Origin of the sequence: Kitasatospora sp. NPDC059827 (assembly GCF_042731675.1) — a bacterium.
Classification (GTDB): Bacteria; Actinomycetota; Actinomycetes; order Streptomycetales; family Streptomycetaceae; genus Kitasatospora.
Genome location: NZ_JBHWIV010000018.1, coordinates 85612 through 101243, shown reverse-complemented (window position 1 = coordinate 101243; position 15632 = coordinate 85612). Strand labels below are relative to the sequence as shown.

The following is a 15632-nucleotide window of genomic DNA, read 5'->3' as shown; positions in this document are numbered from 1 at the left end:
TGAGGCGAGGATGACGGAGAACGAAGCAACGACGGCGAACCCGGGCGCGGTCCTGCCGCTCACCGCGGCGCAGGCCGAGATCTGGTTCGACGAGCAGTTCGCCGCCGGGCCGCTGGCCTACAACATGGCGGACTACATCGACCTGCACGGGCCGCTCGACCCCGACCTGCTCGGACGGGCCCTCCAGCAGCTGGGCCACCAGGCCGAGGGGCTGCGGGTGCAGTTCGTCGAGGAGGACGGCGGGCCCGGCCAGATCATCCGCCCGCTCGCCCAACTCCCTCTGAAAAGGCTGGACTTCACCGGCCACACCGAGCCGCTGGCGGCCGCCGAGCAGTGGATGCGGGCGGACCACGCCGACCCGATGAAGGTCACCGACTTCCCGCTGTTCCGCGGTGCGCTGATCCGGCTCGGCCCCGAACGGCACCTGCTCTACCTGTGCATGCACCACATCCTCGCGGACGGTTTCAGCCGCGGACTGATCTACCCCGAGCTCTCCGGGCGCTACACCCGGCTCGCCGCCGCGACCGGCTCCGAGGCCGGCCCCGCGGACGGCCCTGCGGACGGCTCCGGCTCCGGCACCGACATCGGCCCCGCGGACCTCGCGGCGATGCCGCCGTTCCACCGGCTGCTGGACGCCGAACGCCGGTACCTGGACTCCAAGATGGTCGACCGGGACCGCGACTACTGGACCGACCGCCTGACCTCCGACCGGCACGGCCCGCTGCCCGAGCTGGTCTCGCTCTCCGAGCAGGAGCCGGCCCCCGCCCGGGTCGCCCTGCGCGAGACCGTCGGGCTCTCCCCGGAGACCACCGCCGCGCTGCACGCCCTCGCCCAGGACGGCAAGGTCACCCTGCCGGTGCTGATGGTCGCCGCGATGGCCGCCTACACCCAGCGGGCCACCGGTGCCGCCGCGCCGCTGCTCACCCTGCCGGTCACCGGCCGGGTCGGCGCGGTCAGCCGCGCGATCCCCGGCATGCTCGCCAACTACCTGCCGCTGGCCGTGCCGATCCGGCCGGAGCTGACCCGCACCGGACTGCTGCGCGCGGCCTGGCGCGAGGTCGCCCGCGCCCTCCAGCACCAGCGCTACCGCGGGGACCGGATCCGCCGGGACATCGGCCTGCGGATCGACGACCGGCGCGCCTTCGGCCCGTTCATCAACGTGCTCGACCAGGACCCGGAGCTGGCCTTCGGCCCGCACTGCCAGGGCGTGGTGGTCAACCTGTCCACCGGCATCGTCAAGGACCTCATCCTGACCGTCCTGAACGCCGCCGACGGCACCGTGGAACTCCACCTCGACGGCAACCCCGCCATGTACAGCGCCGCCGAACTCGCCACCCACCTGGCCCGGTTCGCGACCTTCCTGGGCACCCTGGCCACCATGCCCGCCGACCGCCCGCTCGGCCGGATCGGCCTGGGGGCGGACGGCGAGCCGCTGGGGCTGCTCGGCAGCCGGGACACCGCGGCCGCACCCGACCAGGGCCTGGTGGACCGGGTGCGCGCCGTCGCGGCCGAGCGCCCCGGCGCGGTGGCGGTCCGGGACGGCCGCGAGGAGGTCGACTACCGCCGGCTGCTCGCCCGGGCCGCCGGAGCGGCCGCCCGGCTGTCCGCCGCGGGGGCGGGCCGCGGCACGGTGGTGGCGATGCTCGCCGGGCCCGGGGTGCCCTTCGTCGCCGGGCTGCTGGCCGTCCAGGCGGTCGGCGCCGCCTACCTGCCGCTGGACCCGGCCGCGCCCGAGGCCCGCAACGCCGCCCTGCTGGCCGACAGCGGCGCCACCCACCTGCTGCTCGGCGCCGACTGCCCGGCCCCGGCCCCGGACGCCGCCCCGAACCCCGCCGTGGCCGCTACCGCCACCGCGGTCACCGTCCTGCCGCTGGCCGACCCCGCCGACGCCGACAGCACCGCCGAACTTCCCGCCCTGGGCGGTGGATCGGACCTCGCGTACGTGATGTTCACCTCCGGCTCGACGGGCCGGCCCAAGGGCGCCATGGTGCAGCGCTCGGGGATGATGAACCACCTCTGGGCGAAGATCGACGACCTCGACCTCGCGGCGGGCGAGACCGTGGTCCAGAACGCCCCGCTGACCTTCGACGTCTCGGTCTGGCAGCTGCTCGCCCCGCTGGTGGTCGGCGGCACCGTCCGGGTCACCGGCCCGGAGACCGCCGCCGACCCGAACGCCCTGTTCGCCCTGGTCCGGGCGGAGGGCGTCGCCGTCCTGGAGGTCGTCCCCGCACTGCTGCGGGCCGCCCTGGACGCCTGGGACCTCGACGGCAGCGCACCCGAACTCCCCTCGCTGGAATGGCTGGTGGTCACCGGCGAGGCTCTGCCCGCCGACCTCTGCCGACGCTGGCACACCCGTTACCCCGACGTCCCCATGATGAACGCCTACGGCCCCACCGAGTGCTCCGACGACGTCACCCACGCCGTCATCGCGGTCGACGACGAACTCGGCGCCCGCGTCCCGATCGGCTCCCCCGTCCGCAACACCCTGCTCTACGTGCTCAGCGACGAACTCCGGCCCGTCCCCGTCGGCGTCCCCGGCGAGCTCTACGTCGGCGGCGCCGGAGTCGGCCGCGGCTACCTCCACGACCCCGCCCGCACCGCCACCACCTTCCTCGCCGACCCCTTCGCCGGCCACGGCACCCGGATGTACCGCACCGGCGACCGCGTCCTCCAACGCCCCGACGGCCAACTGGAGTTCATCGAACGCCGGGACCACCAGGTCAAGATCCGCGGCCGCCGCGTCGAAACCGGCGAGATCGAAGCCGTCCTGCGCACCCTCACCCCCGTCACCGACGCCGCCGTCACCGTCCTCCCCGACGCCTCCGGCAACCCCCGCCTGATCGGCTACCTCACCGGCCCCGACGTCCGGCCGAGCCAGGTGCGCGCCGAACTCGCCCAGCTGCTGCCCGCGTACATGATCCCCGCCTCCTGGCTGGTCCTGGACGCCCTGCCGCTCACCCCCAACGGCAAGCTCGACCGCAAGGCCCTCCCCCGCCCCGCCGCCACCGACCGGGACGGCAGCCGGGGCCCGCGCACCGCACGCGAGCGGCTCCTCTGCGACATCCTGGCCGAGGTGCTCGGCACCTCCGCCGTCGGCATCGACGAGGACTTCTTCACTCTCGGCGGCGACAGCATCCGCTCCATCCAGGTGGTCAGCCGCGCCCGCAAGGCCGGGCTGTTCCTCACCACCCGGGACATGTTCACCCACCGGACGGCCGCCGCCCTGGCCCGCGCCGCGGGCGGCGACACCGCCGACCGCCCGGCCGGTCGGGAGGAGGAGGACGGCACCGGACCGTACGAACTCACCCCGATCGCCGCCCAGTTGCACCAGGACACCGGCAGCCTCGACGGCCCGGTGGCCTCGTACGGCCAGTACGTGGTGGTCCGGGTCCCCGCCGGACTGGACGCCGACCTGCTCGACACCGCCCTGCACGCCCTGGCCGACCACCACGACGCGCTGCGCACCCGGGCCACCGAGCCCTCCCCCGGCCTGTGGCACCTGGAGGTGCCGGCCCCCGGCGCCCTGGCCGGCGTCCGGCTGGCCACCACCGCGGCAGACGCCCAGGGCGGCGTGCCGGGCTCCGCCGAACGGCAGGCCACCGCCGCCCTGGCCCGGCTGGACCCGGGCGCCGGCGTGATGCTCCAGGCCGTGCTGATCCCCGCCGCGCCCGGCACCGACAGCGACAGCGACGCCGGAACCGGCACCGGCACCGGCACCGACAGCGCCCACCTCGTCCTCTGCGCCCACCACCTGGTCGTCGACGGCGTCTCCTGGCGGATCCTGCTGCCCGACCTGGCCGCCGCCTGCGCCGCGCTCGCCGAGGGCCGCCTCCCGGCCCTCGACCCGGTCGGCACCTCCTACCGCGCCTGGTCCCGGCTGCTCGCCGAACAGGCCCGCACCCAGGTCCGCGGCGCCGAACTCGCCCACTGGCAACGGACCCTGGACGGACCGGACCCGCTGATCGGCAGCCACCGGCTCGACCCGGAGACCGACGTGCACGGCACCCGGCGCACCCTGCGCCTGGAACTCGGCCCCACAACCACCCGCCCACTGCTCACCGACGTCCCGGCGGCCTTCCACGCCGAGGTCAACGACGTCCTGCTGACCGGCCTCGCCATCGCCGTCGCCGACTGGCGCCGTCGCCACGGCCACGCCGACCACGCCCGCACCCTGATCGAGCTGGAGGGCCACGGCCGCGAACAGCTCGACGACCGGCTCGACCTCTCCCGCACCGTCGGCTGGTTCACCGCCGCCTTCCCCGTCCGACTCGACCCCGGCGAGCCCGACTGGGACGAACTGTGGTCCGGCGGGCCCGCGTTGGCCGGCGCACTCAAGCGGATCAAGGAACAGCTACGCGCCCTGCCCGACCGCGGCGTCGGCTACGGCCTGCTGCGCCACCTCAACCCGCACGCCGCCCGGGCGCTGGCCGGCCGGCCCCGGCCGCAGATCGGCTTCAACTACATGGGCCGCTTCGACGCCCGGCACCGCGGCCACTGGGAGCCGGTCGGCGGGGACGGCGTGGTCGGCACCGGCGCCGACCCCGGCCTGCCGCTGCCGCACCTGCTGGACGTCACCCCGGCCACCGAGGACCGGCCGGACGGCCCCCACCTGATCGCCAACTGGGCCTGGGCCGGGCAGACCGTCGCCGAGGAGGACGCCCGGGACGTCGCCGAGACCTGGTTCCGCGCCCTCGAATTGCTCGCCCGCCACGCCGGCCCCGGCGGCCACACCCCCGCCGACCTGCCGCTGGTCCGGCTCGACCAGGCGGAGATCGAGGAGTACGAGGCCGAACTCGCCCGGGCCGGCACCGCACTGGCCGACGTGCTGCCGCTCACCCCGCTGCAGCAGGGCATGCTCTTCCACGCCGACCACGACGCCACCTCCGGCGGGGACACCTCCGCCGACCGCGACACCGCCGCCTCCGGCCGCGCCGCCGCCCGGGCCGTCGACGTCTACACCCTGCAGATCGTCGCCGACCTCGAAGGCGAGGTCGACCCGGCCGCCCTGCGCGCCGCCGGCCAGGCCCTGCTCGACCGCCACCCCAACCTGCGCGCCGCCTTCCGCGCCCGGGCCGACGGCGAACCCGTCCAGGTGATCCCGCGACACGCCCGGCTCCCCTGGTCCGAAGCCGACCTGACCGACCTCCCGGAGCCCGCCCGGGCCGCCGAACTGGCCCGGCTCACCGAGGCCGAACGCACCCGCCGCTTCGACCTCGCCGCCCCACCGCTGCTGCGCTTCGCCCTGCTCACCCACGGCGATGGCCGGCACCGGTTCGTCTGGACCAGCCACCACATCCTGGTCGACGGCTGGTCGATGCCGCTGCTGGTCCGCGAGCTGTTCGCCCTCGCCTCCCCCGACGCGGACGTCACCCGGCTGCCCGACCCCGCCCCCTACCGCGACCACCTCGCCTGGCTGGCCGCCCAGGACCGCGAGGCCGCCCGGACGGCCTGGCGCGCCGCCCTGGCCGGACTCGACGGCCCGACCCTGCTCGTCCCCGCCGAGCGGACCCCGGCCCCCGCACTGCCGCGATCCGTCCACGCCGAGGTACCGGCCGGGCTGACCACCGCCCTGACCTCCTGGACCCGCAGCCGGGGCCTCACCCTGAACACCGTCGTCCAGGGCTGCTGGGCGCTGCTGCTCGGCCGGCTCACCGGCCGCCAGGACGTGCTGTTCGGCGCCGTCACCTCCGGCCGCCCGGCCGAAGTGCCGGACGTCGAGTCGATGATCGGCATGTTCCTCACCACCGTGCCGGTCCGGGCCCGGCTGGACCCGGCCACCCCGCTCGCCGACCTGCTGCACGCCCTCCAGGAGCAGCAGACCGCGCTGCTCCCGCACGAGCACCTCGGCCTGGCCGCGATCCACCAGGCCGCCGGGCTCACCGGCGAGGCCTTCGACACCGTGGTGCTGTTCGAGAACTTCCCGCTGGACGAACGGCACCTGGCCGGCGGCACAGGCCCCCGGGTCGTGCACGCCGAGGCCCTGGACGCCCGGCACCACCCGCTCAGCCTGGTCGTCCACCCCGGCGAGGCGCTCCGCCTGCGCCTCGACCACCACCCGGCGCTGTTCGACCGGGCCGAGGCCGAACGGCTCGCGACCGTCCTGCTGCACCTGCTGCGCACCGTCGCCGAGCAGCCCGAACTGCCGCTCGCCCGGATCGACGTCACCGCCCCGGCCGACCTCACCGGCACCGCCACCCCCGGCGAACTCGGCGGCCTGCTCGGCGACTGGGACGCCACGCTCCCCGAGGAGAGCCTCGGCGTGGTCGAACGGGTCCGCGCGGTGGCCGGGCGCACCCCGGAGGCCGTCGCCGTGACGGACGACGACGGCCCGCTCGGCTACCGGGAGCTGGTCGAAGCCGCCGGAGCACTCTCCGCCGGCCTCACCGCGGCGGGCGCCGGCACCGGCTCGGTGGTCGCGATGCTCGCCGAGCCCGGTGCGCCGTTCGTCGCCGGGGTGCTCGGCGTGCTCGGCGCCGGCGCGGCCTACCTGCCGCTGGACCCGGCCGCACCGGCGGCCCGCAACGCCGCCCTGCTGGCCGACAGCGGCGCCACCCACCTGCTGCTCGGCGCGGGCTGCCGCGCCCCGGAGGCCGCCGCGGCCGCCACCGCGGTCACCGTCCTGCCACTGGCGCTGCCACCCACCGGAACCGCCACTGCTCTGCCGGCGCCGATCGGCACCGGGCTCGACCTCGCGTACGTGATGTACACCTCCGGCTCGACGGGCAAGCCCAAGGGCGCCATGGTGCAGCGCTCGGGAATGATGAACCACCTCTGGGCCAAGGTCGGGGACCTCGACCTCGCGGCGGGCGAGACCGTGGTCCAGAACGCCCCGCTGACCTTCGACGTCTCGGTCTGGCAGCTGCTCGCCCCGCTGGTGGTCGGCGGCACCGTCCGCGTGGCGGGGGTCGCGACGGCCGCCGATCCGACAGCGCTGTTCGCCCTGGTCCGGGCGGAGGGCGTCGCCGTCCTGGAGGTCGTCCCCGCACTGCTGCGGGCTGCGCTAGACGCCTGGGACCTCGACGGCAGCGCACCCGAACTCCCCTCGCTGCGCTGGCTGGTGGTCACCGGCGAGGCCCTGCCCGCCGACCTCTGCCGACGCTGGCACAGCCGCCACCCCGACGTGCCGATGATGAACGCCTACGGCCCCACCGAGTGCTCCGACGACGTCACCCACGCCGTGCTGACCGCGGCGGACCGCCCCGACGCCCGGGTGCCGATCGGCTCCCCCGTCCGCAACACCCGGCTGTACGTGCTCAGCGACGAACTCCAGCCCGTGCCCGTCGGCGTCCCCGGCGAACTGTACGTCGGCGGCGCGGGCGTAGGCCGCGGCTACCTCCACGACCCCGCCCGCACCGCCACCACCTTCCTCGCCGACCCCTTCGCCGGCCACGGCACCCGGATGTACCGCACCGGTGACCGCGTCCTCCAACGCCCCGACGGCCAACTGGAGTTCATCGAACGCCGGGACCACCAGGTCAAGATCCGCGGCCGCCGCGTCGAGACCGGCGAGATCGAAGCCGTCCTGCGCACCCTCACCCCCGTCACCGACGCCGCCGTCACCGTCCTCCCGGACCCCTCCGGCAACCCCCGGCTGATCGGCTACCTCACCGGCCCGGGGGTCGACCCCGAACTGATCCGCCACCGGCTGGCCGAGCGACTGCCCGACTACATGGTCCCGGCCTCCTGGCTGGTCCTGGACGCCCTGCCGCTCACCCCCAACGGCAAACTCGACCGCAAGGCCCTCCCGCAGCCCGACCCCGCCGGACGGACCGGCCACCGCGGCCCGCGCACCGAGCACGAGCGGATCCTCTGCGAACTCCTCGCCGAGGTGCTCGGCACCCCCGCCGTCGGCATCGACGAGGACTTCTTCACCCTCGGCGGCGACAGCATCCGCTCCATCCAACTGGTCAGCCGCGCCCGCAAGGCCGGACTCACCCTCACCACCCGGGACGTCTTCACCCACAAGACCGCCGCCGCCCTCGCCCGGCTGGCCGAGGAGGCCGAGGAGGCCGGATCCGGACCCGGAACCGGAACCGTCGAGCCCGCCCCGGCGGAGCCCGGCGCCGGCCTGGTCGAGCTGTCCGAGGAAGAACTGGCCGATCTGGAACTCGAACTGAACGAGGAGCTGTCGTGACGAGCGGCCCCGGAACGAGCGGCCCGAGAGCGAACACCCCCGACTCCCCCCACTCCGGTGGATCCCCCGGTTCCGGTGGATCCCCCGACGCCAGCGGCTCCGGCGGCTCCGGCGCCTCGGCGGGAAGGATCAGCGAAGTCCTGCCCCTCTCCCCGCTCCAGCAGGGCCTGCTGTTCCTCGCCTCCTTCGACCGGGCCGCACCCGACCTGTACACCCTCCAGCTGGTCGCCGAACTGGACGGCCCGGGCGCCGTCGACGGCGAACGGCTCGCCGAACGCCTGCGCACCGCCACCGCCGCCCTGCTGCGCCGCCACCCCAACCTGCGGGCCTGCTTCCGCCACCGCCGCAGCGGCGAACCCGTCCAGGTCGTGCTCAAGGACACCGAGCCCCCGTGGCAGTTGCTGGACCTCACCCACCTGCCGGAGGACGAACGGGAGGCCGAGGCCCGGCGGCTCACCCGTGAGGACCGGCTGCGCCGCTTCGACCTGGCCCGGCCGCCGCTGATGCGGTTCACCCTGATCCGGCTCGGCGAGGGGCGCCACCGCTTCCTCTGGTCGGCGCACCACATCGTCCTGGACGGCTGGTCCTTCCCGCTCGCCGTACGGGAGTTGGGCCTGCTGGGTGACCCGGCCGGCGCCGCCGCGCTGCCCGCGCCGGCGCCGTACCGGTCCTTCCTCGGCTGGCTGGACGGCCGCGACCGGGCCGCCGCCCGCACCGCCTGGGCGGGCCTGCTGGCGGACCTGGACGGTCCGGTCCGGGCCCTGCCGCCGATCGACTCGCGCCCCGAACTCCCCTCCTCCGTACGGCGGTTGCTGGGCGAGCGGCACACCACCGCGCTGGCCGGCTGGGCCCGCGCCCACGGCCTGACCCTGAACACCGTGGTGCAGGGCTGCTGGGCCCTGCTGGTCGGCGGGCTCACCGGCCGCCAGGACGTGGTGTTCGGCACCGTCACCTCCGGCCGTCCGGCCGAGGTGCCGGGGGTCGAGACGATGATCGGGCTGTTCGCCAACACCCTCCCGGTGCGCGCCGACCTGCGCCCGGACCGCCGGGCGAGCGACCTCTTCGCCGCCCTGGCCGCCCAGCAGTTGGCGATGATGCCGCACGAACACCTGCCGCTGGCCGAGGTGCAGGCCGCCTCCGGGGTGCGGGGCGAGCTGTTCGACACCGTGCTCGCCTTCCAGAGCTTCCCGCTGGACGAGGCGGCGCTGTACCGGGACTCCGGCGGCACGGTCAGCGCGGCCCGCATCCACTCCGCCACCCACTACCCGCTGAGCCTGACCGTCTTCCCCGGCGAGCGCCTGGACCTCCGGCTCGGCCACCGCCCCTCCGCTCTCGACCCGGCCGGGGCGGAGCGGCTGCTCGACCGGCTGGTGCGCATCCTGGAGCAGGTCGCCGAGGACCCGCACACCCCGCTCGCCCGGCTGGGCACGCCCGGAGCGGCCGCCCAGCCCTTCGCCCCGGTCGACGCCGCCCCGCCGCCCCGGAACACCACCCTCCCCGCGCTGTTCGCCGCACAGGCCGCCCGCACCCCGGAGGCCGTCGCGGTCACCGCCCCGGACGCCCGGCTCGACTACCGCGCACTGGACGAACGCGCCAACCGCCTGGCCCACCTGCTGGTCGCCCGCGGCGCCGGCCCGGAGTCCTTCGTCGCCATCGCCCTGCCGCGCGGCGCCGAGCTGGTCGTCGCCGTCCTCGCCGTACTCAAGGCGGGCGCCGCCTACCTGCCACTGGAGCCCGCCCACCCGGCCGAACGGACCGGCCACGCCCTGGCGGACGCCCGGCCCCTCCTGCTGGTCACCACCGCCGGCCTGCTGCCCGGCGCCGACCTCCCGAGGATCGAACTCGACGCCCCGGAGACCGCCGCCGCCCTCACCGCCGCCCCGGCCACCGCCCCCGTGACCGCCGTCGGCCCCGACCACCCGGCCTACGTCATCTTCACCTCCGGCTCCACCGGCCGCCCCAAGGGGGTGGTGGTGCCGCACCGCAACGTGGTCCGGCTGCTGGACGCCACCGAGCGGCCGTTCCGCTTCGGGCCGCGGGACGTCTGGACGCTGTTCCACTCGATCGCCTTCGACTTCACCGTCTGGGAGCTGTGGGGCGCCCTGCTGTCGGGCGGCCGCCTGGTCGTGGTCCCGTACGAGGTCTCGCGCTCCCCCGACGCCTTCCTCGACCTGCTCGCCGCGGAGCGGGTCACCGTCCTCAACCAGACCCCGTCCGCCTTCCGGCAGCTGAGCCGCGCCGACGCCGAACGACCGCGCCGACTCGCCCTCCGTACCGTGGTGTTCGGCGGCGAGGCGCTGGAGCAGGGCGATCTCGCCGACTGGTACGCCCGGCATCCGCAGGACGCGCCGCGGCTGGTCAACATGTACGGCATCACCGAGACCACCGTGCACGTCACCCGGCACGAGCTGTCCGCCGCACCACCCCCCGCCGGCACCACCACTGCCCCGGCCCCCGCCGGGGGCGGCGGCAGCGCGATCGGCCGCGCCCTCCCCGACCTGCGGACCTATCTGCTGGACGGCGCCCTGCGGCCGGTCCTGCCCGGCGTACCCGGCGAGCTGTACGTCACCGGCCCCGGCCTGGCCCGCGGCTACCTGGGCCGGCCCGCGCTGACCGCCGAACGCTTCGTCGCCTGCCCCTTCGAACCCGGCGGCGCCCGGATGTACCGCACCGGGGACCTCGCCCGGTGGCGCCCGGACGGCACCCTGGAGTACCTGGGGCGGATCGACGAACAGGTCCAACTGCGCGGCTTCCGGATCGAGTTGGGCGAGATCGCGGCCGTCCTCGGCCGGCACCCGCTGGTCGCCGAGGCCACCGTACTGGCCCGCGAGGACCGGCCCGGCGACCAGCGCCTGGTCGGCTACGTCGTCCCGGCCGCGCCCGGGACACCGGAACTCGCCCAGGGCGTACGGGCGTTCGCCGCCGAACGGCTGCCCGAGCACATGGTCCCGGCCGCCGTGGTCGTCCTCCCCGCGCTGCCGCTGACCACCAACGGCAAACTCGACCGCCGCGCCCTGCCCGCCCCCGCGTACGCCACCACCGCCCGCGCCCCGCGCAACCGCACCGAGCACCTGCTCTGCGCGGCCTTCGCCGAGGCGCTCGGACTGCCGGAGGTCGGCCCCGACGACGAGTTCTTCGCCCTCGGCGGCCACTCGCTGCTCGCCACCCGGATCGTCAACCGGGCCCGCGTCGAGCTCGGCGCCGAACTCCAGATCCGGGACCTCTTCGAGGCCCCCACCCCGGCCCGGCTCGCCACCCGGCTCGACCGCGCCACCGCAGCCACCGCAGCCACCGCGACCACTGCGACCACCACGGCCGCCGACACCGGAACCACCACCGCCACCGCCCGGCGCCGCACCCCGCTCACCGCCGGGCCCCGCCCGCCCGTGCTCCCGCTCTCCCCCGCCCAGCAACGGCTCTGGTTCATCGAACGACTGGGCGCCCCCGACGGGCTGTACCACCTCCCGCTGGCCGTCCGGCTCTCCGGCCGACTGGACACCTTCGCCCTGGCCGCCGCCCTCCAGGACGTACTGGCCCGGCACGAGGCGCTGCGGACCGTCTTCCCCCGCCGCGACTCCGACGGCGCGGTCGTCGCCGAACAGCGGGTGCTCGACCCCGCCGAGGCCGTCCTCCCGCTCCCGGTGAGCCGCAGCACCGAGGCCGACCTGCCCGCCGCACTCGCCGCCGAGGCCGCCCAGGGCTTCGACCTGGAAAGCGAACTCCCCCTCCGGGCAAGGCTCTTCACCCTCGGCGCGGACCGGCACGTGCTCTCCCTGGTGCTGCACCACATCGCCGCCGACGGCTGGTCGCTCGCCCCGCTCACCCGCGACCTCACCGCCTGCTACCGGGCCCGCCGCGACGGCCGGCCCGCCGAACTCCCGCCGCTGCCCGTCCAGTACGCCGACCACACCCTCTGGCAGCGCGGCCGACTCGGCACCGAGGACGATCCGGACAGCGAGCTCTCCCGTCAACTCCACTACTGGAGCGACCGGTTGCGCGACCTCCCGGCCGAGCTGGCACTGCCCTTCGACCACCCCCGCGGCCCCCGGACCGACCACCTCGGGGCGGCCCACCGGGCCTCCCTCCCACCGCGGCTCGTCGAGCAGCTGCACCGCACCGCCGCCGCCTGGGCGGTCAGCCCCTTCATGCTGCTGCGCACCGCCCTCGCCGCCCTGCTCACCCGGCTCGGCGCGGGCACCGACATCCCGCTCGGCAGCCCGATCGCGGGCCGCACCGACGCACAACTCGACGACCTGGTCGGCATGTTCGTCAACACCCTGGTGCTGCGCACCGACACCTCCGGCGACCCGTCCTTCCGCCAACTCGCGGAACGGGTACGGGACCTGGACCTCGCCGCCCACCAGCACCAGGAGCTGCCCTTCGAACGGCTGGTCGAGGCGCTCAACCCCGAGCGCTCACCGGCCCGGCACCCGCTGTTCCAGGTGATGATCGGCCACCACCACCGCACCGCCGCCCCCGGCGAGGACCCGGAACTCACCGTCTCCGAGGAGCCCGTCCCGGTGCGCACCGCCAAGTGGGACCTCTCCTTCCAGTTCACCGAAACCACCGACCGCCCCCACCGCTCCGACGGCCCTGCCCTCCCCTCCCGCCCCGACCGCCCGCCCACCCTCACCCTCACCCTCGAACACCGCACCGACCTCTTCACCCCCGCCACCGCCCGCCGGATCGCCGACGCCTACCTGCGCCTGCTCGCCGCCGCCCTCGCCGACCCCACCGCCCCGCTCTCCCGGCCGCCCCTGACCACCCCCGAGGAGCAGGCCGAACTGCTCGCCCTCGGCACCCGCCGGCTCACCCGGACCGGACCGCCGACCACCCTCACCACCCTGGTCGACCGCCGGATCGCCGCCGCCCCGCAGGCCGTCGCCCTGGTCCACGCCGGACCGGACGGACTCCGGCACACCAGCTACGCCGAACTGGACGCCGACGCCAACCGCCTCGCCCAACTGCTGACCGCCCACGGCGCCGGCCGCGGCGCACCCGTCGCACTGCGCCTGGAGCGCGGCCCGGCGGTGGTCACCGCCCTGCTGGCGATCGCCCGCACCGGCGCCCCCTACCTGCCGATCGACCCCTCCCACCCCGCCGAGCGGGTGCACGGCGTGCTCACCGACAGCGGCGTGCGGCTGCTGCTGACCCAGCGCTCCCTGGCGGACCTCGCCCTGCCCCCGGAGGTCCGTCCGCTGGTCCTGGACGACCCCGGGACGGCGGCCGAGCTCGCCACCCGGCCCGCCACCGCCCCCGAGGTCACCGTCCACCCCGACGGCCTGCTGTACGTCATCCACACCTCCGGTTCCACCGGCCGCCCCAAGGGCGTCGCCGTCACCCACCGCGCCGCCGCCCGCCTGGTGCTCGGCCTGCCGGAGCTGGCCCCGACCGCCGAGGACACCTTCCTGTACTTCGCGCCGGTCGCCTTCGACGCCTCCACCTTCGAGATCTGGGGCCCGCTCGCCCACGGCGCCCGGCTGGCCGTCCAGCCGCCCGGCCCCGCCGACCCGCAGGCCCTGGCGGACTTCCTGGCCCTGGCCGGGGTGACGGTCGCCTTCCTCACCACCCAGCTGGTCAACACCCTCGCCGACACCCGCCCGCAGGCCCTGGCCCCACTGCGCGCCCTGCTCACCGGCGGCGAGGCCCACTCCCGGGACCACCTGGACCGGCTGCGGGCCGCCCTGCCCGGCACCGCCGTCCACCACGTCTACGGCCCGACCGAGACCACCACCTTCGCCACCGGCCAGGACCTCGGCCGCGCCGACGGCACCGTCCCGATCGGCCTGCCGATCGACGGCACCGGCGCGTACGTCCTGGACGAGGCGCTGCACCCGGTGCCGCGCGGGGTGGTCGGCGAGCTGTACCTGTCCGGCCCCGGCCTGGCCCGCGGCTACCTGGGCCGGCCCGCGCTGACCGCCGAACGCTTCGTCGCCTGCCCCTTCGAACCCGGCGGCGCCCGGATGTACCGCACCGGGGACCTGGTCCGCTGGGACCGGCACGACCGGATCGAGTACGTCGCCCGCGCCGACCAGCAGGTCAAGATCCGCGGCTTCCGGGTCGAACCCGGCGAGATCGAGGCCCTGCTGGCCGCCCACCCGGCCGTCGCCCGGGCCGCCGTACGGGCCCCCGCCGACGCCACCGGACAGCGCCGACTGGTCGCCTACCTGGTCCCCGCCGAGGGCCGCCCGGCGCCCTCCGCGGCCGAACTGCGGCGCCACCTGGCCCGCTCACTGCCCGGCCACCTCGTCCCGGACGCCTACGCCGTGCTGCCGGAGCTGCCGCTGAACGCCAACGGCAAGCTGGACGTCCGTGCGCTGCCCGAGCCCACCGCCGTCCCCGCCTCGACCCGGGGCCCGCGGACCCCGGCCGAGCGCCTGCTCTGCGCGGCCGTCCAGGAGGTCCTGGGCCTGCCCCGGGTCGGCCCGGACGACTCCTTCTTCGCCCTCGGCGGGGACAGCCTCAAGGCCATCCGGCTGGTCAACGCGGCCGCCCGGACCGGCCTCCCGCTCGCCCTGGGCGACGTCTTCGAGCACCGCACCCTGGAGACCCTGGCCGCCGCTGCCGCCGCTGCCGCCGCCGGACCCGCGGACCTCCGCACCGGCGACGCCCTCGACCGACTCGCCCTCGACCGACCCGCCCTCGACCCGCTCGCCCCCGTCCTGCCGATCCGCCCCACCGGCAGCCGCGCCCCGCTGTTCTGCGTGCACGGCGGCCTCGGCTTCGCGCTTCCCTTCGCCGCCCTCGCCGAGCACCTCGACCCGTCCCGGCCGGTGTACGGCCTCCAGGCCCGCGGCCTGTCCGACGACGGCCCGCTGCCCACCGCCCTCGGCCAGGTCGCCGAGGAGTACCTGGCGCGGATCCGGGCGATCCAGCCGCACGGCCCGTACCACCTGCTCGGCTGGTCCTACGGCGGGGTGGTCGCCCACGAGATGGCGGTCCGGCTGCGCGCCGCGGGCGAGCGGGTCGCCCTGCTGGCCAACCTGGACGCCTACCCCGACGACGCCCGCGGCGCCCGGCCGAGCGACGCCGAGTTCCTCGCCGACTTCCTGGCCGAGGCCGGCGCCGGACCCGCCCCCGTCGACCCCACCGCCCTCGTCGGCCCCACCGCCCCGCTCACCCCGCAGGCCGTCGCCGCCCACCTCGCCCGCACCCCCGGCCCGCTGGCCGGCCTCCAACCCGCCCTGCTGGAACGCCTGCTGGCCGTCATGCGGAACAACCTGGAGCTGTTCCAGCGCTTCACCCCGCACCGCCTGGACGACTGCCCGATGACCCTCTTCGTGGCCACCGGCGGCCCCCGCCGCCCCACCCCGGAGGAGCGCGCCCTCAGGCTCAAGAGCTGGGAGCCGTACGTCGGTCCGGCCGTCCGCCCGCACGACGTGGACGCCGGCCACCAGCAGCTGCTGGACCCCGGCCCGGCCGCCGCGATCGCCGCCGTCCTCGACGCGGCGCTCGCCGCCCCCGAACCGCCCGACCACCCCTGACCCCGACCCACCAC

At 76.2% G+C, this 15632-nt stretch carries 2 protein-coding genes; both read left to right on the top strand.

All coding sequences use genetic code 11. The features are described from left to right. The first annotated feature begins 10 nt into the window (after positions 1-10). Entirely contained in the window at positions 11-8134 is an 8124-nt protein-coding gene (locus ACFV8H_RS14485; RefSeq protein WP_380399571.1) for an amino acid adenylation domain-containing protein, read from the top strand. Further along, a complete protein-coding gene (locus ACFV8H_RS14480; protein WP_380399569.1) occupies positions 8131-15618 on the top strand; it encodes an amino acid adenylation domain-containing protein in 7488 nt (2495 codons plus the stop codon). Before ACFV8H_RS14485 ends, ACFV8H_RS14480 begins: the two co-directional genes overlap by 4 nt. The last annotated feature ends 14 nt before the right edge of the window (positions 15619-15632 follow it).

Coding starts and splice junctions, on each gene's coding strand:
- ACFV8H_RS14485 (WP_380399571.1), top strand. CDS start 11: ATGACGGAGAACGAAGCAACGACGGCGAACCCGGGCGCGGTCCTGCCG.